Origin of the sequence: Streptomyces niveiscabiei (genome assembly GCF_033794345.1) — a bacterium.
In the GTDB taxonomy this organism is placed as follows: Bacteria; Actinomycetota; Actinomycetes; order Streptomycetales; family Streptomycetaceae; genus Streptomyces; species Streptomyces niveiscabiei.
The window spans coordinates 268,851-292,715 of record NZ_JARAYJ010000005.1 but is presented as its reverse complement, the minus strand read 5'-3'; the positions used below and the strand labels follow the sequence as shown (position 1 = coordinate 292,715).

The window sequence follows — 23,865 nt, the reverse complement described above, 5'->3', positions numbered from 1 at the left end:
CGGCGCTGGAGAACGCAGGGATCTGCGACGCCCCAGGGGCGCGGGGAACTGCGCGAGCAACCACGACGAACCCGCAGCCGCCCGAACACAGAACCCCCCACGACCTACCGGCGCAGCGAAGCCTTCAGCTCCTTGAACCGCCCCAGAAGCCCGTTCACGAACGCCGGAGACTCATCCGTCGAGAACTCCTTCGCGAGCTGAACCATCTCGTCCAGCACCACCGCGTCCGGCGTCGCATCCACCCAGATCAGTTCGTACGCGCCGAGCCGCAGGATGTTCCGGTCCACCACCGGCATCCGGTCGAGCGTCCACCCGACCGAGTACTGGGAGATCAGCGAGTCGATCCGCGCGGCATGCTCCGCATACCCCTCGACCAACTGCATCGTGTACTCGCTGACCGGCGGCTGCCGGTCGTCGGACCGGGACAACCGCACCCAGTCCGCGAGCACGGTCAGCACATCGGCCCCGCGTTGGTCGCCCTCGAAGAGGATCTGGAAGGCACGCTTGCGAGCCGTGTTGCGAGCAGCCACGGTTAGCTGTTCACCCGGCCGAGGTAGTCGCTCGTACGGGTGTCGACCTTGATCTTCTCGCCGGTGGTGATGAAGAGCGGCACCTGGATCTGGTGGCCGGTCTCCAGCGTCGCCGGCTTCGTGCCCCCGGTGGAGCGGTCGCCCTGGAGACCCGGCTCGGTCTCGGCGACGACGAGCTCGACGGCGGCCGGCAGCTCGACGAAGAGCACCTCGCCCTCGTGGCGCGCGACGGTCGCCTCGAAGCCCTCGATGAGGAAGTTGGCGGCGTCACCGACGGTCTTGCGGTCGATGTGCAGCTGGTCGTAGGTCTCCATGTCCATGAAGACGAAGTACTCGCCGTCCATGTACGAGAACTGCATGTCGCTCTTGTCGACAGTGGCCGTCTCGACCTTGACGCCGGCGTTGAAGGTCTTGTCGACCACCTTGCCGGACAGCACGTTCTTGAGCTTGGTGCGCACGAAGGCCGGGCCCTTGCCGGGCTTGACGTGCTGGAACTCGACGACGGACCACAGCTGGCCGCCGTCGAGCTTGAGCACCAGGCCGTTCTTGAGGTCGTTCGTGGAAGCCACGGTTGCGGAATCTCCTGGACTGACGTGGACGACCCCGGGGCAAGCGCTACAGCGCGAGCAGCTCCTTGGTCGTGATGGTGAGTAGCTCGGGTCCGCCGTCCGCCTCGGGGCGTACGACGAGCGTGTCATCGATCCGGACGCCGCCCCGGCCCGGGAGGTGAACCCCGGGTTCGACGGTGACCGGCACGCAAGCGTCCAGTTTACCCATGGCCGCGGGGGCGAGCTGCGGGTCCTCTTCGATTTCCAGTCCGACGCCGTGTCCCATGAGCCTGGGCAGCCCCTCGGACCACCCCGCGGCCTCCAGGACCTGGCGCGCCGCGCGGTCCGCGTCCCGGTACTCCACGCCGGGCGCGAGGGCCTCCCGGCCGGCGCGCTGAGCGGCGAAGACGGCGTCGTACAGCTCGATCTGCCAGTCCGCCGGGGCCGTGCCGATGACGAAGGTGCGGCCGATCTCGCAGCGGTAGCCGCGGTACGCCGCGCCCAGGCAGACGGAGAGGAAGTCGCCCTCCTCCACGCGCCGGTCGGTGGGGCTGTGGCCGCGCAGACCCGCGTGCGGGCCGGTCGCGACGGACGTCGGGAAGGCGGGGCCGTCGGCGCCGTGGTCGACGAGGCGGCGTTCCAGCTCCAGGGCGAGGTGGCGTTCCGTGCGGCCGACCAGGATCGACTCCAGAAGCTCGCCGAGGGCCTGGTCGGCGATCTCGGCGGCGACGCGCAGGCAGCTGATCTCCTCCTCGTCCTTGACGATCCGCAGCTGCTCGACCGTGCCCGCGAGGTCGGCGAGGAGGAGGTGGGGGGCGACGGAGTGGATCGCCCGGTGGCGGGCGACCGTGAGGTGGTGCTCCTCGACGGCGAGGGTGTCGATGCCCTGCGCGGTGAGGAAGTCGGCGGCGGCGACCGCCGGGTCACCGCCCTCCCCCGGCAGGACGTGGACCCGCAGCAAGTCGTCGGGGCGGTTGTCCGGGGGCTCGGTGCACAGGAGGACGTCCTCCCGCGCGCCGACGAGGAGGACGGCGTTCTCGGGGGCCGCGCCGGAGAGGTATCTCACGTTGGCCGGGCGGGTGACGAGCGCGGTGGCGCTGCCCGCCGCGGCGCACCGGTCCCTGAGGCGGGTTCGGCGGGTTGCGTACGCGTCTGACATGAGTCGAGCGTAGGAGTCTGTGGCGAAATGTGCCGGTTCTGGGAGTGCCGTTCGGGGGACCAAGGGGGGCTCCTGAGCGACTGCCGGGTGCGGGATGCCGGATAGGGGTTACCTGTGTTCGGCTACCACTTCGGCGGACTTGCAATCGCCCTCGCCAGCACCTCGTCCAGAACGCGCGCCGTGGACTCCACGTCGAGCTGCGAGTTGTCGATGATCGGCAGGCCCGAGCCGTACCAGCCCGCCATCCGGCCGTGGATGCGCGCGACCTCCTCGTCCGTGAGGCGGCGGTTGCCGGAGCGCTCCGCGTTGCGCTCCAGGACGACTTCCAGGCCGGGCAGGAGGACGACCGGCAGCAGGCCGGGGCCCACGTGCCGCTTCCAGCCGCCGAGGCCCACCGCGGGGCGGTCGGGGAAGATCGCGTCGTCGAGGATGCAGGAGATGCCGTTGGCGAGGAAGTTGCGGGCGGCGAAGCCGCAGGTGCGGCGGGCCAGGCGGTACTGGGCCTCGGAGTGGTCGTTCCAGCCGCGCTGCGGGTCGGCGAAGCCGGAGCGGACCCACTCGCGGACGTCGTCGAGGCTGATGTGGGCCGTGGGGGTGCGGCGGTGGTCGGCCCAGTACTTGGCGACGCTGGTCTTGCCGGCGCCCGCGGGGCCGATGAGCAGCACCGCCAGCATCGCGGTCGCCGGGTCGGGGACGGCCGGGGCCGGGGCGGCGACGGGCTCGCCGGGCGGCAGCGGGACATGGCCGGTGACGTCACCCGGGGTCTGCCGGGGCGGCGGGGAGTACTGCGGGGGCGGGGGCGGGACCGGCATCCCCTGCGGGTGGCCCGCCGGGGGGACCGGGGGCCGGGGCGCCGCCGGGTGGGGCGCCGGGGCGTGGGGCGCCGGAGGATGCGCGGCCGGCGGGGCCGGGGGGACCGGCGGGACCTGCGGTTGCGGGACCTGCGGCGGTGTGAAGCCCGGCGCCGGCTGCGCCTGCGGGTGGGGAGGGGAGGGCTGGGAGGGATACGGCCCCGAATGCTGTGCGGCCGGCGACCAGCCGACCGGACCGTGCCCCCACTGGTGGGGCGGCGGCAGCGGAGAACCCACTGCGTGCTGCATCCGGTGCCACTCCGTCTCGTTCTGTGCGGGCTCGGTTCGCCTCCGGGGCGCGAAGGCGGTCGGGCGGACCCCGCTCCCCCTACCGAACGGTACCGCCCCCGGCCGTCGTTTGGTGAACGACCGGGGGCGGTCCGAAGTGCCCGGTGTGGAAAGAGAATCGGGCGAAGGTGATCTCCGGGTCCTACTGCCCCACTTCGCCGTACGCCGCGAGCAGCACCGCCGGGTCGGGGCCCTCCATGACGGTCGGCTTGCCGAGTCCGTCCAGGACGATGAACCGCAGCAGGTCGCCGCGCGACTTCTTGTCGACCTTCATCGTCTCCAGCAGCTTGGGCCACTGGTCGTAGCGGTAGTGCAGCGGCAGCCCGACCGACTCCAGGACCGTCCGGTGCCGGTCGGCGGTCGCGTCGTCCAGCCGCCCGGCGAGCCGCCCGAGTTCGGCCGCGAAGTGCATCCCCACGGATACGGCGGCGCCGTGCCGCCACTTGTAGCGCTCGTTCTTCTCGATGGCGTGCGCGAGGGTGTGCCCGTAGTTGAGGATCTCCCGCAGCCCCGCCTCCTTGAGGTCGGACGACACGACGTCCGCCTTCACGCGGATCGACCGCTCGATCAGCTCGGCGGTGTGCGGCCCGGCCGGCGTGCGCGCCGCCTCGGGGTCGGCCTCGATCAGGTCGAGGATCACCGGGTCCGCGATGAACCCGGCCTTGATGATCTCCGCGAGCCCCGACACGTAGTCGTTGACCGGCAGCGACTCCAGCGCGGCGAGGTCGCACAGCACCCCGGCCGGCGGATGGAACGCCCCGACGAGGTTCTTGCCCTCGGCGGTGTTGATGCCGGTCTTCCCGCCGACGGCCGCGTCGACCATGGCCAGCACGGTCGTCGGTACGGCGATCCAGCGCACCCCGCGCAGCCAGGTCGCCGCGACGAACCCGGCGAGGTCGGTCGTCGCCCCGCCGCCGACGCCCACGATGACGTCGGTGCGCGTGAACCCGGACTGCCCGAGCGCCTTCCAGCAGTACGCGGCGACCTCGGCGGTCTTGGCCTCCTCGGCGTTGGGCACCTGGATGGCGACGGCCTCGTACCCCTGCTCGGCGAGGTCGGCGCGCAGCGCGTCCCCGGTCTCGGCCAGGGCCTCGGGGTGGATCACCGCGACGCGCTTGGCCTTGGTCCCGATCAACCCGGCGAGTTCGCCGAGCAGTTGACGGCCCACCAGCACCTCGTACGGCGTGTCGCCGCCGACGTGGATCCGCGTCGTCGTCATACGTCCTTCAACTCCAGTGCGTCCAGGGCGGCTTGGGCGACCTCTTCCGGGGTCCGATCATCCGTCGCGACGACGGCCGTGGCGACCCCCTCGTACAGATGACGGCGAGCCTCCATCAACTCGCGCCACTGCTTGCGCGGGTTGACGGCGAGGAGGGGCCGGGCGGCGTTGAGGCCGGTGCGGCGGGCGGCCTCCTCGACGTCCATGGAGAGGTAGACGACCCGGCGGCCGGCGAGCAGCGCGCGGGTGCCGGCGTCGAGGATGGAGCCGCCGCCGAGCGCGAGGACTCCGTCGTGCCCGGCGAGGGCGGCCTCGACGGCGGCCTTCTCGATCGCGCGGAAGGCGGGCTCGCCCTCCTCGACGAAGATGTCGGCGATGGTGCGGCCCTGCTCGGCGACGATGTCGTCGTCGGTGTCCCGGTAGGGCACGCCGAGGCGCTCGGCGAGGAGTTGCCCGACGGTGGACTTGCCGACGCCCATCGGCCCGACCAGGACGACCAGCGGTCCGCTCATCGGATCGTCAGGCTGTCGAGGTACGAGCGGACGTTGCGGCGCGTCTCGACGACGTTGTCCCCGCCGAACTTCTCCGCGACCGCGTCCGCGAGGACCAGCGCGACCATCGCCTCGGCGACGATCCCGGCGGCCGGCACCGCCGACACGTCGGAGCGCTGGTGGTGCGCCTGCGCGGGCTCACCGGTCGCCACGTCCACGGTCCGCAGGGCGCGCGGCACGGTCGCGATCGGCTTCATGGCCGCCCGCACCCGCAGCACCTCGCCCGTGCTCAGACCGCCCTCGGTGCCGCCGGAGCGCCCCGAGGTGCGGCGCAGGCCCTCGTCGGTGCCGACGATCTCGTCGTGCGCCTTCGACCCCGGCACCCGCGCCAGCTCGAAGCCGTCGCCGACCTCGACGCCCTTGATCGCCTGGATGCCCATCAGGGCGCCCGCGAGCCGCGCGTCCAGGCGCCGGTCCCAGTGCACGTGCGAGCCGAGGCCCACCGGCACCCCGTACGCAAGCACCTCCACGACCCCGCCCAGGGTGTCGCCGTCCTTGTGGGCCTGGTCGATCTCCGCGACCATCGCCTTCGACGCGTCCGCGTCGAGGCAGCGCACCGGGTCCGCGTCCAGCTTCTCGACGTCGCCGGGGAGCGGGTAGACGCCCAGCGGGGCCTTCGCTGCGGCCAGTTCGACGACGTGGCTGACGATCTCGATGCCGGCCGTCTCCTTGAGGTACGACCGGGCGACCGCGCCGAGCGCGACGCGGGCGGCGGTCTCGCGGGCCGAGGCGCGCTCCAGGATCGGGCGGGCCTCGTCGAAGCCGTACTTCTGCATGCCGGCCAGGTCCGCGTGGCCCGGGCGGGGGCGGGTCAGCGGCGCGTTGCGGGCGGACTGGGCCAGCTCGGCCGGGTCGACCGGGTCGGCCGCCATGACCTTCTCCCACTTCGGCCACTCGGTGTTGCCCACCATGACCGCGACCGGGGAGCCCAGGGTGAGGCCGTGGCGGACACCGCCCAGGAAGGTGACCTCGTCCCGCTCGAACTTCATCCGAGCGCCCCGGCCATAGCCGAGCCGCCGCCGCGCGAGATGGTCCGCGACCATCTCCGTGGTGATCGGCACGCCGGCGGGAAGGCCCTCCAGCGTGGCGACGAGTGCGGGACCGTGGGACTCCCCCGCGGTCAGCCAACGCAGCCTGCTCAACGATGCTCCTCGGTGCTCGCGCCTGGTACCGCTGCGCCGCCACGCGTCCACGCGGACGGCACGGGCGACCCCGGGTGCGCGTCCCGGCCCCGCCGCCCTCGATCCTCCCACGTCCGCCGCCCGAACCCGCTCTCCGGTCCACGAAGCGGACTCACCGGGAGGAACGAGGCCCCCGGGATCTCAGCGGCGCTCCGGCTGGTTCCCGGGCGCGTAGGTCCCGAGGAAATCCGCGCCCCGGGGCCCTTCGGCCTGCGGCTGCCGGGGTGCGTAGGCGCCCAGGAAGTCCGCGCCCCGCGTCCCGTCCCCCTGCTGCTGGACGACGGCCCCCTGTCCCGCGCCGGCCTGCCGCAGCGCCCGGCGCAGCAGCCACTTGCGGCGCAGCTTCAGGGCCCAGGAGAGCACCACGAGCCCGATGACCAGGCACAGGACGGGAATCTGGATCCAGTCGGGCATGAAGTGCAGGACGAACTCGAAGATCTCGCTCTTGCCGGACGCCAGGGACATGGCGGTACTCCCCCCGATGCGCGCCCCGCCCCCTGCGCGGCGCCCCCGGGAACCTTAGCGGGAGGCGAGCGCGTGTTCGCCCGCTTTTCGCATCGCGTCGACGGGAGCGGGCCGGTGCCCGGTCATCTGCTCGACCTGGAGGACCGCCTGATGGACCAGAAGGTCCAGTCCGCTCACGACGGCGCCCCCGTACATCGACCAGCGCGCGGCGAGTTCGGTGGGCCAGGGGTCGTACAGGACGTCGAAGAGGGTCGCCGGACGCTCCGGTACGGCGTGGGAGAGCAGGTCCGTCGTCCCGGCCGGCGTCGTCGCGACGACCAGTGGCGCCCGCAGCCCCTCGGCCGCGTCGGCCCAGTCCGCCGTACGGACCTCGATGTCCAGCCGCTCGCCCCACTGCCGCATCTCGGCGGCGCGCGCCTCGCTGCGGACGTAGGCGACGACCTCGCCGGTGCAGATGCGGGAGAGCGCGGCGAGGGCGGAGGAGGCGGTGGCGCCGGCGCCGAGGATCGCGGCGGAGTCGACCTTCTCGACGCCGCGTTCGCGCAGGGCCGCGACCATGCCGGGGATGTCGGTGTTGTCCCCGACCTTGCGGCCGTCCTCGGTGAACACCAGCGTGTTGACGGTCTCGACCGAGGCCGCCGTCTCGCTGATCTCGTCCAGCAGCGGGATGACGGCCCGCTTCAGCGGCATCGTCAGCGACAGCCCCGCCCACTCCGCGCCGAGCCCGGCGACGAAGTCAGCGAGGGACTCCTCGTCGACCTCGAAGCGGTCGTACGACCACTCCGTCAGCCCCAGCGCGTCGTACGCGGCGCGGTGCAGCACCGGGGAGAGGGAGTGCGCGATCGGCGAACCGAGCACGGCGGCGCGGCGGGCTGCGGCGGCCCGTTCTGTCATGGGATCCGTCCTTCTCAGGAGCCCTTGCGGGACTCGTTGAACTCGGCGACCAGTTCCTCGTGTTCCGCGAGGGTCTTGGTGAACCTGCTGGTCTTGCCGTCCAGCGAGATGAAGTAGTACCAGCCGTCGTCCGTCGGGTTGAGGGCGCCCCGCAGCGCCTCGTCACCCGGGTTGTCGATGGGGCCGGGGGGCAGTCCCTTGACGTAGTACGTGTTGTACGGGTTGTTGAACCGCTTGAGCTCGGCGATCGTCAGGTCGATCTTGCTCTGGTTCTTGATGTAGTTGTACGTGGAGTCGAACTCCAGCGAGCCGTACGTCTGGGGGTTGCCGGGCTTGAGGCGGTTGTAGACGACCTCGGCCATCTTGCGGAAGTCGTCGTGGCTGGTGCCCTCGGCCTGCGCGAGGCTCGCCACGGTGAGGAGCTGCCAGGGCCCGTCGAGCCCGAGCTTCTCGGCCTGCTTCTCCAGCCCGAGCTGCTCGTACTTCTGGTTGGCGCGAGTCACCATCTCCTTGAGGAGGGTCTCGGGCTTGTCCGCCTTGGCCACGGCGTACCGCGACGGGTACAGGAACCCTTCCAGCGGGTCCTTCACGTTCGGGTGGTTCAGCGCCCAGTCCGGCAGCCCGAGGTCCTTGTACTTCGCCTTCGCGACGCCCGCGGTGGTGCCCTCGGAGAGGTCGAGGCGCTTGTCGATCTGCGCGTAGACCGCGACGTTGCGGGTGCCCTCGGCGATGATCAGGTTGTTCTGGCTCTTGGGGTCGAGCATCATCGCGACGGCCGCCTGGGCGGACATCTCCTTGTTCAGGACGTACGAACCCGCCTGGATGCTCCCGGACTCGGCGTTCTGCGTGTACGCGGACACGAACGCGTCGACGCTCTTGACGACGCCCGCCGCCTTGAGCTCACGCCCTATGGCCGCGCCCCCGGCACCCTTGGCGATGGTGATGGACACCGTCTCGTCGGTGCCGTTGCCCGTGTAGTCCGGGGACGCGCCGTAACGGTCCTGGTAGAACTGCATGCCGAAGTAGGTGACACCGGCGATACCGCCGCCGAAGACGAGGACGACGACGAGACAGGCGGCGCCGTTGCGGCGCTTCTTCTTGCCGCTGTCCCCCTTGCCGCCTTTACCGCCCCGCCGGCCGCGCTCCTCGGGTGCGGTCCCGGCGGCCGTGGCCTCGTCGGCGAGGTCGCCGTCCGGCTCGGGCAGGATGCCGCCGAGCGGCTCGGGGTCGGGCTCGGGCTCCGGGTCGGGCTCGCGGCGGCGGGCCGGGGGCTCCGGGGGCGGGTAGGCGTCGGGGGTGCCGTAGAAGTCGGGCTGTTCGGCGCCGTACGCGGCGGGCTGCTGGCCGTAGGGGTCGCCGGGGTCCGCCGCGTAGGGGACGTGCGCGTGGGTGCCGGTGCCGTCCCAGCCGCCCTGATGGTAGGACTGCGGCTGGTTCGGGTCGGGGTACTGCCGCTGGTCGTACTGCGGGTAGACCGGTTGACCGTACTGGTCGTACTGCTGCTGGTCGTACTGGGGTTGATCGTGCTGGGGTGGCTGGCCGTATCCGGGCTGCTGGCCGCCGTCCGTCCAGCCGTTGTACGCCGTCTGCTGCTGCGGCTCCTGCGGGTACTGCTGGTGGCCCCCGTAGGCAGGCTGGTGCCCTTGGGGCGCCTGCTGCCCTTCCCATCCGCCGTCCCCGAACAACGGGTCCTCCGGATGCCACGGTGCGGGGCCCGGGCCCCGGCCATACTCAGTCATCGATCCCCTAGAGCCGCGAGGCGGCGGTTCGCGGCTGGGGGGTCCGGCTGCGGTTCCGCCTCTTGTTGTGCGGAGGCTGTTCGAACACCTCCGCATCGCGCGGAACGTTACCGTATCGCGATCAGATGACCACTTAGACGCCCTCTCCCGGTGCTTTACCTGACACCCGTTCGGATTCCAGCGCCTGCTGAAGGATGATCACAGCGGCGGCCTGGTCGATGACGGAGCGTCCCTTCTTCGACTTCACGCCCGAGGCGCGCAGCCCCTGGCTGGCCGTCACGGTCGTCATCCGCTCGTCCACGAGCCGAACCGGAACCGGGTCGACCGCCTTGGCCAGCGCCTCGGCGAACCCCCGGACCTTGACCGCCGCCGGGCCCTCGCCCCCCTTGAGGGAGCGTGGGAGCCCGACGACGATCTCGATCGGCTCGTACTCGTCGACAAGTTGCTTCAGCCGGCGCCGGGCGGCGGGTACGTCCTTGCCGGGGACCGTCTCGACCGGGGTCGCGAGGATCCCGTCGGGGTCGCACGAGGCGACCCCGATCCGGGCGTCCCCGACGTCGATCGCGAGCCGGCGTCCGCGGCGCATCAGTTGGCCGTCTCGGCGACCAGCCGCTCGACCGCGTCGACGGCCTCGCCGACGGCGGCCGGGTTCTGGCCACCGCCCTGGGCGACGTCCGGCTTCCCGCCGCCACCGCCGCCGAGCGTCTTGGCGGCCGTGCGGACCAGGTCGCCCGCCTTGAGACCGCGCTCGCGGGCGGCCTCGTTGGTGGCGATCACGGTCAGCGGTTTGCCGTTGTTCACGGTGAACAGGGCGACGACAGCGGCCCGCCCGCCCTGGATACGGCCCCGCACGTCGAGGACCAGCTTGCGCAGGTCGTCCGGGGTCGTCCCGTCCGGGACCTGCCCGGTGACCAGGGCGATCCCGCGCACGTCCTTGGCCGAGTCGGCGAGTCCGGCGGCGGCCTGGAGGACCTTCTCCGCGCGGAACTTCTCGATCTCCTTCTCGGCGTCCTTCAGCTTGCCGAGCATGGCCGAGATCTTCTCCGGCAGCTCCTCCGCACGCCCCTTGACCAGCTCCTGGAGCTGGGCGACGACCGTGTGCTCGCGGGCCAGGAAGTTGTAGGCGTCGACGCCGACCAGGGCCTCGATCCGGCGCACACCCGAGCCGATCGACGACTCCCCGAGCAGCTTGACCAGGCCGAGCTGCGAGGTGTTGTGGACGTGCGTGCCGCCGCACAGCTCCTTGGAGAAGTCCCCGATGGTCACGACGCGCACCCGCTCGCCGTACTTCTCGCCGAACTCGGCGATGGCACCCTGCTTCTTCGCCTCGTCGATCCCCATGATCTCGGCGCGCACGTCGAGGTCGTGGGAGAGCACCTCGTTGATCTTCTGCTCGACGTCGGTCATCACGGCCGTCGGGACGGCGGACGGCGAGCCGAAGTCGAAGCGGAAGCGGCCCGGCTGGTTCTCGGAACCGGCCTGGGCGGCCGTCGGGCCGAGCGCGTCGCGCAGGGCCTGGTGGGTGAGGTGCGTGGCCGAGTGGGCACGGGCGATGGCCGTGCGGCGCCGGGAGTCGATCGTGGCGTGGGCCTTGGCCCCGACGGTCACCTCGCCGACCTGGACGACGCCCTTGTGGACGTACACCCCCGGCACCGGCTTCTGGCAGTCGCGGACCTCGATGACGGCACCGGAGTCGACCCGGATCTTCCCGGTGTCACCGATCTGGCCACCGCCCTCGGCGTAGAACGGGGTGCGGTCGAGGACGATCTCGACCTCGTCGCCCTCGGTGGCGGCCGGCGAGGAGACGCCGTCGACGAGGATGCCGACGATCGTGGTCTCGCCCTCGGTGTCGGTGTAGCCGATGAAGTCGGTCTCACCGGCCTGGTCGGCGATCTCCCGGTAGGCACCGGCGCCGGCGTGGCCGGTCTTCTTGGCCTGGGCGTCGGCCTTGGCGCGCTCCCGCTGCTCCTTCATCAGGCGGCGGAAGCCCTCCTCGTCCACGGAAAGGCCCTGCTCGGCGGCCATCTCCAGGGTGAGGTCGATGGGGAAGCCCCAGGTGTCGTGCAGGAGGAACGCCTTGTCGCCGGCGAGGACCGTGCCACCGGACGCCTTGGTCTCGGAGACGGCCGTGTCGAGGATGTTCGTGCCGCCCTTGAGGGCCTTGAGGAAGGCGTTCTCCTCGGCGACGGCGACCTTCTCGATCCGCTCGCGGTCGGTGATCAGCTCCGGGTACTGCTGGCCCATCATGCCGATGACGGCGTCGATGAGGTCCAGGACGACCGGGCCGGTGGCGCCGAGGAGGCGCATGTTGCGGATGGCGCGGCGCATGATGCGGCGCAGGACGTAGCCCCGGCCCTCGTTGCCGGGGGTGACGCCGTCGCCGATCAGCATCACCGACGTGCGCATGTGGTCGGTGACCACGCGCAGGGAGACGTCCGACTCGTGGGCGCGGCCGTACTCGACGCCGGTCAGCTCGGTGGCCTTCTTGATGACGGCCATCGAGGTGTCGATCTCGTACATGTTCTGCACGCCTTGCAGGATCATCGCGAGGCGCTCAAGTCCGAGGCCCGTGTCGATGTTCTTGCTGGGCAGCTCGCCGAGGATCTCGAAGTTGTCCTTGCCGATGCCCTCGCCGCGCTCGTACTGCATGAAGACGAGGTTCCAGATCTCGACGTACCGCTCGTCGTTGACGGCCGGGCCGCCCTCGACGCCGAACTCCGGGCCGCGGTCGTAGTTGATCTCGGAACAGGGGCCGCAAGGTCCGGGGACGCCCATCGACCAGTAGTTGTCCTTCATGCCGAGACGCTGGATGCGCTCCTTCGGCACGCCGACGACCTCGTGCCAGATGCGCTCGGCCTCGTCGTCGTCCAGGTAGACGGTGATCCACAGACGCTCGGGGTCGAGGCCGTAACCGCCCTTGTCCTGGGGGCTGGTGAGCAGCTCCCAGGCGTACTTGATGGCGCCTTCCTTGAAGTAGTCGCCGAAGGAGAAGTTGCCGCACATCTGGAAGAACGTGCCGTGCCGGGTGGTCTTGCCGACCTCTTCGATGTCCGGCGTACGCACGCACTTCTGCACGCTGGTGGCGCGCGACCACGGCGGCTTGACCTCACCGAGGAAGTACGGCTTGAAGGGAACCATGCCGGCCGGGACGAGGAGCAGAGTCGGGTCGTCCGCGATGAGCGACGCCGAAGGCACGACGGTGTGCCCGCGCTCCTCGTAGAAGCTCAGCCAGCGGCGGCGAATCTCGGCCGACTCCATCAGTGGTCCTCATTCCGGTTGTACGTATACGTCGTGTTGTACGTCGTGTTCTCGATGGCGGCGATGCGCCGGGGTGCGGGGAGTTCGGGTGCCTGCTCGATGCCGAGCGCGTCCTGGAGCTCGGCCTCCCGCTGGGCCATGCCGTCCCGGACGTCGAGCGCGAAGCCGACCGCGCGGTCCTTGAGCCGCGTGCCCGTCTCCAGCGCCTTGTTCGCCGCGCTCGCGGCGAGGCTCTCCGGGGTGAGCTGCTTCAGTTTGCGGTTGACCTTGGTGGTGGCCCAGACACCGGCTGCGACGCCGGTCGTGAACCAGAACGTACGGCGGAACATCGCTGCTCTCAGTCCCTCTTCCCACGGACGCGGCCCACGATCACGGTGCGGCGGGGGTCGTCCCCTCTGCCGCCGCCGAGCGCCCGGCGTACGCCGTACCCGAACGCGGCGACCTTCACGAGAGGCCCGCCGAACGTCGAGGCGACCGTCGTCGACAGCGCGGAGGCGTTCGAGGTGACCTCCTGGACGTCCGAGGCGATCGCGTCGACCCGCTCGATCTGCGTCTGCGCGGAGCGTACGGCCGTGGAGGCGTCCGCGAGCAGCGGGACCGCCTGGTCGGTCACGTCCGCCACGAGCTTGGTGGTCGCCCTGAGCGTCTGGGCCAGCCTCACCAGCGCGACGGCGAGGAAGGAGACCAGGATCGCCCAGAAGACGGCCACGATGATCCCGGCTACCTCGCCTCCGGACACCTCGCACCCACTCCCTGAAGCTTTCGATACTAGATAGAGACTGAGCCTATCGCGCCCGGCGCAGCGCTCTGTACCGCATTACGGGCACGCGAAAGCCCGCCGCCCCCAAGGGGACAGCGGGCTCCGAGCGGTACTACAACCGGTGAAGGATCAACGGGCGTAGTACTCGACGACCAGCTGCTCGTCGCAGATGACCGGAACTTCCTTGCGGTTCGGCTCGCGGTCCAGGCGGAACGCCAGGGCCTTGAGGTTCACCTGGAGGTAGCGCGGGGTCTCGCCGTCGGGGGCGAAGCCACCCTCACGGGCGATCGTGAAGAGCGTCTTCTCCTTGGAGCGCTCGCGCACCTGGACGACGTCGTCGGGACGGACACGGAACGAGGGCTTGTCGGTCTTCTGACCGTTGACCTCGATGTGGCCGTGGACGACCATCTGGCGGGCCTGGTAGATCGTGCGGGCGATACCCGAACGCAGGACCAGCGCGTCGAGACGGCGCTCCAGCTCCACGATCAGGGCCTCACCGGTCTTGCCCTGGACCTTGGAGGCGCGCTCGTAGGCGCGGACGAGCTGGCGCTCGGAGAGGTCGTACTGCGCGCGCAGACGCTGCTTCTCCAGCAGACGGACCTTGTAGTCCGAGTTCTGCTTGCGGCCACGGCCGTGCTCGCCCGGCGGGTAGGGGCGGGCCTCGAAGTACTTGACGGCCTTCGGGGTCAGCGCGATGCCGAGGGCACGCGACTTCTTGACCTTGGGGCGGGACTGGTTCGCCACTGTGTTTTTCTCTCCGTGTGATTTTCGGCTTGTCAGCATCAAGAGAGGTCACGATCCGCAGCCGGGAAACCCGCCTCGTTCACCTGAGTGACGGGGTGGGCAGCCGCTCCCTGGTCTGGGCACATACGTGCTTGCGCGACGCTCCTGGAGCCCCCTCGCGGGGGTTCCGGCCGGTCGTCCCGCTCTGACAGCGCGGGACACGGCACTTCGGGCGAGTCTACAGGGCGCTCAGGACCGCTTGCGACCGAGGTGCTTCCTGGTCCACTCGACGGCGTCCGCGTACCGCGCCTCCGCGCCGTGCCGGGTGGGCGTGTAGTACTCGCGGTCCTTGATCTGGTCCGGGGCGTACTGCTGCTCGGCGATGCCCTCGGGGATGTCGTGCGGGTAGACGTACCCCTGCGCGTGCCCCAGCTTGGCGGCGCCCTTGTAGTGGCCGTCGCGCAGGTGCATGGGGACCGGTCCGGCCAGGCCCTTGCGGACGTCCTCCAGGGCGGCGCCGATCGCGGTCGTCGCCGCGTTGGACTTGGGCGCGAGGGCGAGGGCGATGGTGGCGTGGCTGAGGGTGAGGGCGGCCTCGGGGAAGCCGATCATGGCGACGGCCTGCGCTGCCGCTACGGCTATGGGCAGGGCGTTCGGGTCGGCGAGGCCGATGTCCTCGCTGGCCGAGATCATCAGGCGGCGGGCGATGAAGCGGGGGTCCTCGCCGGCCTCGATCATGCGGGCCAGGTAGTGCAGGGCGGCGTCCACGTCGGAGCCGCGGATGGACTTGATGAGGGCGCTGGCGACGTCGTAGTGCTGGTCGCCGTCGCGGTCGTACGTGACCGCCGCGCGGTCGACGGTCTGCTCCAGGGTCGCGAGGGTGATCTCGGTCTCCGCCTGGTCGAGGGCGGCTCCGGCGGCGGCCTCCAGGGCGGTGAGGGCGCGGCGGGCGTCGCCTCCGGCGATGCGCAGGAGGTGGTCCTCGGTGTCCTCGGGGAGGGTGACGGCGGATTTCAGGCCGCGGTCGTCGGTGACGGCCCGGCGCAGGAGGCCGCGCAGGTCGTCGTCCGTGAGGGGTTCGAGGGTGAGGAGGAGGGAGCGGGACAGGAGGGGGGAGATGACCGAGAAGTACGGGTTCTCGGTGGTCGCCGCGATGAGGGTGACCCAGCGGTTCTCGACGGCGGGGAGGAGGGAGTCCTGCTGGGCCTTGCTGAAGCGGTGGATCTCGTCGAGGAAGAGGACGGTCTCCTTGCCGTATCCCCCGCTCGCGCGGCGCGCGCCGTCGATGACCGCGCGGACCTCCTTGACGCCGGCGGTGATCGCCGACAGCTCCACGAACCGCTTGTTGGTGGCCTTCGAGACGACGTACGCGAGGGTCGTCTTGCCCGTGCCGGGCGGGCCCCAGAGGATCACCGAGGAGACTCCGGCCGGACCGCCCGCGCCCTCGCCGACCAGGCGGCGCAGCGGCGAGCCGGGCTTGAGGAGGTGCTGCTGGCCCGCGACCTCGTCGAGCGTGCGCGGGCGCATCCTCACCGCCAGGGGGCTCCCCGTCGGGTCCTTCTCCTGGCGGTCTTCGGCGGCTGCGGTGAACAGATCGGGCTCCACACGGAAACCCTAAGTCACGGCACTGACAATCCCGTGAGGAGCGTCAGCTGGTCCAGAAGTCCCACCAGCGGGTCAGGATCAGCATGCCGATGATCCCGATGTGCACGGCCGGCAGCACCCACGTGAACTCGCCGAAGAAGCTCTTCAGCCAGGCCGGCCCGGGCAGGAAGCCGTTCCTGACATTGAACGACGTCACGTACCAGAACATGATGATCGTCGCGACCCAGGCCAGCGAGCACCACAGGCACAGCGCGTTGATCCGGTACAGCGACTGGAACTGGAGCCACGTGCAGAACCCGACCCCGAACAGCGTGCCGAAGTTGAAGGTGAGCCAGTACCAGCGGGGGAACCGGGCGCGGCCCAGCAGGCTCATGCCGACGGCGATGACGATGCCGTAGCAGACCAGTCCGAGCATCGGGTTGGGGAACCCGAAGGCTGCGGCCTGCTTGGACTCCATGACGCTGCCGCAGGAGACGACCGGGTTGAGGCTGCACCCGGGGACGAACGTCTTCCCCTCGACCTTCGCTTCGAGCAGCTTGAACTTGTCGATGGTGATGACCCAGGCGGCGAGCAGCCCCGCAGCGCCCGTGATCACCAGCATCAGCGCGAACGCCCTGCTGCCGCCCACCGCTCGGGACGCGTCGGCGGTGGCGCGCTCCGGCTCGTGGTCCATGGAGACCTCTTTGACTGTCGTCTTGCTCATCACGCCGATCCGTCAAGTCGAGAGGGGACGTACTTCTGACAGCGGTCATTCTGCCGCACCTGTCCCGTCGTCCACCGTTCGATGGACATAAGGACGCCCTGTCGGAAGCCTGTTCAGGACAGGTGACCGGCCCGGAAACGGCGAGGCCGGAATCGCCCGTGAGGACGATTCCGGCCTTGTCGTGTTGACGGTTAGGAAGACGGTGTGAGCCGCGACGTCAGCTCCGCCACGATCTGGTCCACGGCGACCGCCGTCTGCTCCCCCGACTCCATGTCCTTGAGCTGGACGACGCCCTCCGCGAGGTCCCGCTCCCCCGCGACCAGCGTGTAGCGGGCGCCGGAGCGGTTGGCGTTCTTCATGGCGCCCTTGAGGCCCTTGTTGCCGAACGCGAAGTCGGCGGCGACGCCGGCCCTGCGGAGCTCGGCGACCTTGCCGAAGAGGACGCGGCGGGCCTCCTCGCCGAGCGGGACGGCGTAGACCGAGGTCACGGCCGGGAGGTCGAGGACGATGCCTTCCGCCTCCAGGGCGAGGACCGTGCGGTCGACGCCGAGGGCCCAGCCGATGGACGGGAGGGCGGGGCCGCCGAGCATCTCGGAGAGGCCGTCGTAGCGTCCGCCGCCGCCGACCGCCGACTGCGCGCCGAGGCCGTCGTGGACGAACTCGAAGGTCGTGCGCATGTAGTAGTCGAGGCCGCGGACCAGCTTCGGGTCGTCCTCGAAGACGACGCCCTCGGCGCTCAGGAGTGCGCGGACCTCCTCGTGGTACGCCTTGCACGCGTCGCACAGGTAGTCCACGAGGAGCGGGGCGTCCGCGAGCTGCTTCTGGACGTCGGCCCGCTTGTCGTCGAGGACGCGCAGCGGGTTGATCTCGGCGCGGCGCAGGGTCTCCTCGTCGAGGTCGAGGCCGCGCAGGAACGTCTGGAGGGCCTCGCGGTAGACGGGGCGGCACTCCTTGTCGCCCAGGGAGTTCAGCAGGATGCGGAAGTCACTGAGGCCCAGCGAGCGGTACGCCTGGTCGGCGAGGACGATCAGCTCGGCGTCGAGGGCGGGGTCCTCCGCGCCGATCGCCTCGGCGCCGATCTGGGAGAAGTGGCGGTAACGGCCCTTCTGGGGGCGCTCGTAGCGGTAGTACGAGCCCGAGTACCAGAGCTTGACGGGCAGGTTGCCGGCCTTGTGGAGGTTGGCCTCCAGCGTGGCGCGCAGGGTGGAGGCGGTGCCTTCGGGGCGCAGTGCGAGCCGGTCGCCGCCCTTGGTCTCGAAGGCGTACATCTCCTTGGTGACGATGTCGGTGGACTCGCCGACGCCGCGCGCGAAGAGTTCGACGTTCTCGAAGCCGGGGGTCTCGATGTACTCGTAGCCGGAGACGCGCAGCGGTGCGGCGAGGGCCTCGCGGATCGCGAGGAAGGCGGCGGAGCTGGGCGGCAGAAGGTCGTACGTGCCCTTGGGGGCCTGGAAGGTACTCACTCGTCACATTCCTCGTCGGGGGGCGCCGGGCGCTCCCTGGCCGTCGGCCACCTGCCTCAGGTAGGCGTTGGTGGCGCGTTCGCGGCCGATGGTGGTCTGGGGGCCGTGTCCGGACAGGACCACGGTGGAGTCGTCGAGCGGCAGGCACACGCGCGCCAGGGAGGCGAGCATGTCGTCCATGGAGCCGCCGGGCAGGTCGGTGCGTCCGATGGAGCCGGCGAAGAGCAGGTCCCCGGAGAAGAACACCGGCGGGATGTCGGCGGCCTCCGGGAGCCGGAACGTCACCGACCCCTTGGTATGGCCCGGCGCGTGCGCGACGGTGAGTTCCAGACCTGCCAGTTCCAGCCGCGCCCCGTCGGTGAGTTCGCGGACGTCGTCCGGCTCCCCGATGGTCAGCTCGCCCAGCAGCGGCATCCCGATGGACCGGCCGAGGGCCTTCTCGGGGTCGCTCATCATGTAGCGGTCCTCGGGGTGGATCCAGGCGGGCACGTCGTGCGCGCCGCACACCGGGACGACCGAGGCCACGTGGTCGAGGTGACCGTGGGTGAGGACGACGGCGACGGGCTTGAGCCGATGTTTGGCGAGCGTCTCCTCGACTCCGGGGGCCGCCTCGTGGCCCGGGTCGATGATCACGCACTCCTCACCGGCGGCCGGGGCGACGAGATAACAGTTCGTCCCCCAGGCTCCGGCGGGGAACCCGGCAATGAGCACGATCGTCCTTCGTTTGTCTCGATACGGGGGGCTTGCGCACAGCGCGACCCACGTCAGAGCCTACCGGCGCTGCCGATTCCTCAGCGAACCCATATACGGTACGGGGCACACGCAGCGCGAACCGGCGTACGAGACGGCACGAGGAGAAGACCGGTGGTCACCCAGGAACAGCGGAAGCGGCAGCTCGCGCGGGAGAAGTTCTTGCGGCAGCAGCAACGGCGCACCGCCGCCCGGCGCAAGGCACGGATGCGCAACTCGGTGATCGCGTCGGCGCTCGGTGTGGTCGTGATCGGGAGCGCCGCGCTCTACGCGACGGGCGCGTTCGAGGACGACGGCACGAAGAAGTCGGACGACGTGGCCGCCTCCCCGTCGCCGCAGCCGAGCAAGGGACCGGACCCGTGCGGGAAGCCGGCGGCGGGGTCGGTCAAGACGGAGACGTGGAAGACCGAGCCGAAGCTCGCGATCGACAAGTCGGCGAAGTACACGATGACGCTCGACACGACCTGCGGTGAGATCGGCATCGACCTCAAGGCGTCGGCGGCCCCGCAGACCGTGAACTCCTTCGACTTCCTGGCCGGCAAGGGCTACTTCGACCACACCAGGTGCCACCGGCTCACCACCGAGGGCATCTACGTCCTCCAGTGCGGCGACCCGACCGCGAAGGGCTCGGGCGGTCCCGGGTACACGATCCCGGACGAGAACCTGAAGGACACCTCGCTGAAGAACGGCATCTACCCGGCGGGCACGGTCGCGATGGCGAACACCGGCCAGCCGCACACCGGCGGCAGCCAGTTCTTCCTCGTCTACCAGGACAGCCAGCTCCCGCCGCAGTACACGCCGTTCGGTACGGTGTCGGCCGACGGGATGAAGGTCCTGAAGAAGATCGCCGCCGCGGGAGCGCAGGCCGCGGACCCGACGACGGGCAACACGGCCCCGAACGCGACGGTCGTGATCGACAAGGCGACGGTCGCGAAGTCCTGACGAATCCGGGGCGGCGGCCAGCGTAATTTCGGTCGCGCTGGATGCGGACAGGCACACCGCCGGTCGCCTATGTTGGCCAAGACGAAACTGTGGACGATGCCCGGGGGCCGGCGAGCCTCGCGCAGGCATCATGTGGAGGAGGCGCTGTGAGCAGCGACCCGTGGGGCCGCGTCGACGAGACGGGGACCGTGTACGTGCGTACGGCCGACGGCGAGCAGGTCGTCGGTTCCTGGCAGGCCGGCTCTCCCGAGGAGGCGCTGGCCTACTTCGAGCGCAAGTACGAGGGCCTGGTGGTCGAGATCGGCCTCCTGGAGAAGCGCGTGCGCACCACCGACCTGTCGGCCAAGGACGCCCAGCTGGCGATCGACCACCTGCGCGAGCAGGTCGACGCGCATCACGCGGTCGGTGACCTGGCCTCGCTGCGGGAGCGGCTGGACGCGCTGGTGTCCTCGGTCGAGTCGCGGCGCGAGGAGCGCAAGCAGCAGCGCGCCAAGCAGTCCGAGGAGGCCCGCAAGGCCAAGGAGGAGCTGGTCGCGGAGGCGGAGCAGCTCGCGCAGTCCGACCAGTGGCGGGCGGCCGGCGAGCGGCTGCGGGCGCTGGTGGACACGTGGAAGGGCCTGCCGCGCCTGGACCGCAAGTCGGACGACGAGCTGTGGCACCGCTTCTCGCACGCCCGCTCGGCGTTCTCCAAGCGGCGCAAGGCGCACTTCGCGCAGCTCGACGCGCAGCGCGAGGACGCCCGCCGGATCAAGGAGCGGCTGGTCGCGGAGGCCGAGTCGCTGTCGTCGTCCCAGGACTGGGGTCCGACGGCGGCCCGCTACCGCGAGCTGATGGCGGACTGGAAGGCCGCGGGCCGCGCCCAGCGCGAGCACGAGGACGACCTGTGGAACCGCTTCCGCGGCGCCCAGGACGTGTTCTTCGCGGCGCGCAGCGGGGTCTTCGCGGAGCGGGACGCCGAGCAGACGGAGAACCTCAAGCTGAAGGAGGAGCTGGCCGAGGAGGCCGAGAAGCTCCTGCCGATCGGCGACCTGAAGTCGGCGCGTGCGGCGTTCCGCGCGATCAACGAGCGCTGGGAGGCCATCGGCCACGTCCCGCGCGACGCCCGCCCGAAGGTCGAGGGCCGGATGCACACGGTCGAGCGCGCCCTCCAGGACGCCGAGGAGACCGAGTGGCGCCGGACGAACCCGGAGGCGCGTGCGCGTGCCGCCGGTCTCACCGGCCAGCTCCAGGCCGCCGTCGACAAGCTGAAGGGCCAGATCGAGACGGCTCGCGCGCAGGGCAACAACTCCCGCGCGGACAAGCTGGAGCGCGAGCTGGAGGGCCGCCAGGCGCTGCTGGACCAGGCGCTGAAGGGGCTTCAGGAGTTCGGCGGCTGAGTTTTTCCGGACGCTGAAGAGGGCCCCGTACGCGGGGCCCTCTTTCCGTGCGCCCTACGGGCGTCTGGCCGACGTCACCCGGTACACGTCGTACACGCCCTCCACGCCCCGCACGGCCTTCAGGACGTGCCCGAGGTGTTTCGGGTCGCCCATCTCGAAGGTGAAGCGGGAGGTGGCGACGCGGTCGCGGGACGTCTGGACGGCCGCGGAGAGGATGTTGACGTGCTGGTCGGACAGGACGCGGGTGACGTCCGACAGGAGCCGGGAGCGGTCGAGGGCCTCGACCTGGATGGCGACCAGGAACACCGAGGACTGGGTGGGCGCCCACTCGACGTCGAGGATGCGCTCGGGCTCGCGGGAGAGTGACTCCACGTTGACGCAGTCGCTGCGGTGAACCGATACGCCACTACCCCGGGTGACGAACCCGATGATCGGGTCGCCCGGTACGGGCGTGCAGCAGCGGGCCAGCTTGACCCACACGTCGTCGACGCCCTTGACGACCACACCGGGGTCGTTGTTGCTGCGCCGCTTACGGCCCCGGGTGCGGGACGGCGGTACCGCCTCGTCGATCTCCTCGGTGGCCGCCTCCTCCCCGCCGAGCGCCTGGACGAGTTTCTGGACGACGCCCTGCGCCGCGACATGGCCCTCGCCGATCGCGGCGTACAGGGACGAGATGTCGGGGTAGCGCATCTCGTGGGCCAGGGTGACCAGGGAGTCGCCGGTGAGGATGCGCTGGATCGGCAGGTTCTGCTTGCGCATCGCGCGGGCGATGGAGTCCTTGCCCTGCTCGATCGCCTCGTCGCGGCGCTCCTTGGAGAACCAGGCGCGGATCTTGTTGCGGGCGCGCGGTGACTTGACGAAGCCGAGCCAGTCGCGCGAGGGCCCGGCGCCGGCCGCCTTGGAGGTGAAGACCTCGACGAGGTCGCCGTTGTCGAGGGTCGATTCGAGCGGCACGAGCCGGCCGTTGACTCTCGCTCCTATCGTGCGGTGCCCGACCTCCGTGTGGACGGCGTACGCGAAGTCGACCGGGGTGGCGCCCGCCGGGAGCGCGATGACGTCGCCCTTGGGGGTGAAGACGAAGACCTCGTTGCGGGAGAGGTCGAAGCGCAGGGACTCCAGGAACTCGCTGGGGTCCTCGGTCTCCTTCTGCCAGTCGAGGAGCTGGCGCAGCCACGCCATGTCGTTGATGGCGTCCTTGTCCTTGCCGGCGGCCTTCGGGGCGTCGGTGCGGACCTTGGAGGCGCCGGCCACGGCCTCCTGCTTGTACTTCCAGTGCGCGGCGATGCCGTACTCGGCGCGGCGGTGCATGTCGAACGTGCGGATCTGGAGTTCGACGGGCTTGCCGTTGGGGCCGATGACCGTCGTGTGCAGCGACTGGTACATGTTGAACTTGGGCATCGCGATGTAGTCCTTGAACCGGCCGGGGACCGGGTTCCATCGCGCGTGGACGGTGCCGAGGGCCGCGTAGCAGTCGCGGACGGTGTCCACGAGGACGCGGATGCCCACCAGGTCGTAGATCTCCGCGAAGTCGCGGCCTCGTACGATCATCTTCTGGTAGACGGAGTAGTAGTGCTTCGGCCGGCCGGTGACGGTCGCCTTGATGCGGGCGGCGCGCAGGTCGGACTGGACCTCGTCGGTCACTATGGCCAGGTACTCGTCGCGCTTGGGGGCGCGCTCGGCGACCAGGCGGACGATCTCGTCGTACATCTTGGGGTAGAGGATCGCGAACGCGAGGTCCTCCAGTTCCCACTTGATGGTGTTCATGCCCAGGCGGTGGGCGAGCGGCGCGTAGATCTCCAGGGTCTCGCGCGCCTTCTTCTCCTGCTTCTCGCGCTTGAGGTAGCGCATCGTGCGCATGTTGTGCAGGCGGTCGGCGAGCTTGATGACCAGGACGCGCGGGTCCTTGGCCATGGCGACGACCATCTTGCGGACGGTCTCGGCCTGCGCGGCCTCGCCGAACTTGACCTTGTCGAGCTTGGTGACGCCGTCGACGAGGAGCGCGACGACGTCGCCGAAGTCACGGCGCAGGTCGTCGAGGCCGTACTCGGTGTCCTCGACGGTGTCGTGCAGCAGGCCCGCCATCAGGGTGGCCGGATCCATGCCCAGTTCGGCGAGGATCGTCGTCACCGCGAGGGGGTGGGTGATGTACGGGTCGCCGCTCTTGCGCTTCTGGCCGCGGTGCCAGCGCTCGGCGACCTGGTAGGCCCGCTCGATCTGGCGCAGCGTCGCCGTCTCGGTCTTCGGGTCGTTGCTGCGGACTATCCGCAGGAGCGGTTCCAGCACCGGGTTGTACGGGTTCGCGCGCTGGACGCCGAGGCGGGCCAGGCGGGCGCGGACCCGGTTCGAGGAGCCGGTGCGGGCGGGCTGGGGGGCCGCGGCGGGGCGGGCGGCGGCCGGGGCGGGCGCGGGGCCGCCGGGCGCGGGCGCCGGGCCGGAGGCGGGGGCCGGGGCGGGCGCGGACGCCGGGCGCTCGGGCGGGGCCGGCTTGGGGCGCGGCTGCTCGGGCTGGCGGTCGGCGGGCGCCGTACGGTCGTGCTCCACCGGCGCGGCGGTGCCGTTCTGGCCACGCGACGCGGGCCCCGAACCACTCTCGGGCTTGGCGGCGGTCAGGTGCTGGGCCTCGTCTGGCAAGAGGACTCCTCGTGCGCGATCCGGGTCCCCGGTCAGGCTCCGGAGCCCCCATCGTAGCGATCCCGCGCCCCGGCATCGCCTCCAGCCGCCTGTGAGAGCCGTACACGGGAGGAACACGAGGGGTGGACAGGGGCTTCCCCGCAGGCGTACGCGGGGGAACGGGGGCAGGGACGTGTTTCGGCCATGCGTACGCGGAAGGCGGGCCCGGGAGACCCCGGGCCCGCCTTCC

At 70.9% G+C, this 23,865-nt stretch carries 22 protein-coding genes; 2 read left to right on the top strand and 20 right to left on the bottom strand.

Annotated features, from left to right (window positions below; translation table 11 throughout):
* Positions 1-104 precede the first annotated feature (104 nt).
* The 19 genes from nusB to PV682_RS09510 all read right to left on the bottom strand — a co-directional run bounded on the left by nusB (position 105) and on the right by PV682_RS09510 (position 18,648).
* Positions 105-530 (bottom strand): transcription antitermination factor NusB, encoded by a 426-nt coding sequence (gene nusB / locus PV682_RS09600; protein WP_055718956.1) that lies wholly within the window; start codon positions 528-530, stop codon positions 105-107.
* Positions 531-532: 2 nt separating this feature from the next.
* Entirely contained in the window at positions 533-1,099 is a 567-nt protein-coding gene (efp, locus tag PV682_RS09595) for an elongation factor P (protein WP_319726099.1), read from the bottom strand.
* A gap of 46 nt (positions 1,100-1,145) precedes the next feature.
* The gene (locus PV682_RS09590) at positions 1,146-2,237 is read right to left on the bottom strand and encodes an aminopeptidase P family protein (protein WP_319726096.1); all 1,092 of its coding nucleotides are present in this window, start codon (positions 2,235-2,237) and stop codon (positions 1,146-1,148) included.
* Positions 2,238-2,359: 122 nt separating this feature from the next.
* Entirely contained in the window at positions 2,360-3,337 is a 978-nt protein-coding gene (locus PV682_RS09585) for an AAA family ATPase (RefSeq protein ID WP_319726093.1), read from the bottom strand.
* 181 nt (positions 3,338-3,518) lie between these two features.
* On the bottom strand, positions 3,519-4,595 hold the full coding sequence (aroB, locus tag PV682_RS09580; RefSeq protein WP_319726091.1) for a 3-dehydroquinate synthase: 1,077 nt from the start codon (positions 4,593-4,595) through the stop codon (positions 3,519-3,521).
* The gene (locus PV682_RS09575; RefSeq protein WP_319726089.1) at positions 4,592-5,107 is read right to left on the bottom strand and encodes a shikimate kinase; all 516 of its coding nucleotides are present in this window, start codon (positions 5,105-5,107) and stop codon (positions 4,592-4,594) included. Before PV682_RS09575 ends, aroB begins: the two co-directional genes overlap by 4 nt.
* Positions 5,104-6,288 (bottom strand): chorismate synthase, encoded by a 1,185-nt coding sequence (aroC, locus tag PV682_RS09570; RefSeq protein ID WP_319726086.1) that lies wholly within the window; start codon positions 6,286-6,288, stop codon positions 5,104-5,106. Before aroC ends, PV682_RS09575 begins: the two co-directional genes overlap by 4 nt.
* 180 nt (positions 6,289-6,468) lie before the next feature.
* Complete coding sequence (locus tag PV682_RS09565; RefSeq protein WP_319726083.1) at positions 6,469-6,792, bottom strand: hypothetical protein; 324 nt, start codon at positions 6,790-6,792, stop codon at positions 6,469-6,471.
* A gap of 54 nt (positions 6,793-6,846) precedes the next feature.
* Positions 6,847-7,686 carry a shikimate dehydrogenase gene (locus tag PV682_RS09560; protein WP_319726081.1) on the bottom strand — a complete coding sequence of 280 codons (840 nt, stop codon included), beginning with the start codon at positions 7,684-7,686 and terminating at the stop codon, positions 6,847-6,849.
* 14 nt (positions 7,687-7,700) lie between these two features.
* Positions 7,701-9,425, bottom strand: a complete 1,725-nt coding sequence (mltG, locus tag PV682_RS09555) for an endolytic transglycosylase MltG (protein ID WP_319726078.1) — start codon at positions 9,423-9,425, stop codon at positions 7,701-7,703.
* A 133-nt stretch (positions 9,426-9,558) separates the two neighbouring features.
* The gene (ruvX, locus tag PV682_RS09550) at positions 9,559-10,011 is read right to left on the bottom strand and encodes a Holliday junction resolvase RuvX (RefSeq protein WP_055720963.1); all 453 of its coding nucleotides are present in this window, start codon (positions 10,009-10,011) and stop codon (positions 9,559-9,561) included.
* The gene (alaS, locus tag PV682_RS09545; protein WP_319726075.1) at positions 10,011-12,683 is read right to left on the bottom strand and encodes an alanine--tRNA ligase; all 2,673 of its coding nucleotides are present in this window, start codon (positions 12,681-12,683) and stop codon (positions 10,011-10,013) included. Before alaS ends, ruvX begins: the two co-directional genes overlap by 1 nt.
* Entirely contained in the window at positions 12,683-13,012 is a 330-nt protein-coding gene (locus PV682_RS09540; RefSeq protein ID WP_319726073.1) for a hypothetical protein, read from the bottom strand. Before PV682_RS09540 ends, alaS begins: the two co-directional genes overlap by 1 nt.
* A gap of 8 nt (positions 13,013-13,020) precedes the next feature.
* Positions 13,021-13,422, bottom strand: coding sequence for a DUF948 domain-containing protein (locus PV682_RS09535; protein ID WP_319726071.1), 402 nt, complete (start codon positions 13,420-13,422; stop codon positions 13,021-13,023).
* Between the two features lie 150 nt (positions 13,423-13,572).
* Entirely contained in the window at positions 13,573-14,187 is a 615-nt protein-coding gene (gene rpsD, locus PV682_RS09530; protein ID WP_055720959.1) for a 30S ribosomal protein S4, read from the bottom strand.
* Between the two features lie 228 nt (positions 14,188-14,415).
* On the bottom strand, positions 14,416-15,771 hold the full coding sequence (locus tag PV682_RS09525; protein WP_319726070.1) for a replication-associated recombination protein A: 1,356 nt from the start codon (positions 15,769-15,771) through the stop codon (positions 14,416-14,418).
* Between the two features lie 43 nt (positions 15,772-15,814).
* Positions 15,815-16,474 carry a vitamin K epoxide reductase family protein gene (locus PV682_RS09520; RefSeq protein ID WP_055720957.1) on the bottom strand — a complete coding sequence of 220 codons (660 nt, stop codon included), beginning with the start codon at positions 16,472-16,474 and terminating at the stop codon, positions 15,815-15,817.
* 191 nt (positions 16,475-16,665) lie between these two features.
* Positions 16,666-17,937 (bottom strand): histidine--tRNA ligase, encoded by a 1,272-nt coding sequence (gene hisS, locus PV682_RS09515; RefSeq protein ID WP_319726069.1) that lies wholly within the window; start codon positions 17,935-17,937, stop codon positions 16,666-16,668.
* A 3-nt stretch (positions 17,938-17,940) separates the two neighbouring features.
* Positions 17,941-18,648, bottom strand: a complete 708-nt coding sequence (locus PV682_RS09510) for an MBL fold metallo-hydrolase (RefSeq protein WP_319726067.1) — start codon at positions 18,646-18,648, stop codon at positions 17,941-17,943.
* 153 nt (positions 18,649-18,801) lie between these two features.
* On the opposite strand from PV682_RS09510, the gene PV682_RS09505 reads away from it, so the two are divergent.
* Positions 18,802-19,629: a peptidylprolyl isomerase gene (locus PV682_RS09505; RefSeq protein ID WP_055720954.1), complete on the top strand. Its 828-nt coding sequence runs from the start codon at positions 18,802-18,804 to the stop codon at positions 19,627-19,629.
* A 146-nt stretch (positions 19,630-19,775) separates the two neighbouring features.
* On the top strand, positions 19,776-21,005 hold the full coding sequence (locus PV682_RS09500) for a DUF349 domain-containing protein (RefSeq protein ID WP_319726063.1): 1,230 nt from the start codon (positions 19,776-19,778) through the stop codon (positions 21,003-21,005).
* A gap of 54 nt (positions 21,006-21,059) precedes the next feature.
* On the opposite strand, the gene PV682_RS09495 is transcribed toward PV682_RS09500, so the two are convergent.
* A complete protein-coding gene (locus tag PV682_RS09495; RefSeq protein ID WP_319726061.1) occupies positions 21,060-23,636 on the bottom strand; it encodes a RelA/SpoT family protein in 2,577 nt (858 codons plus the stop codon).
* Between the last annotated feature and the right edge of the window lie 229 nt (positions 23,637-23,865).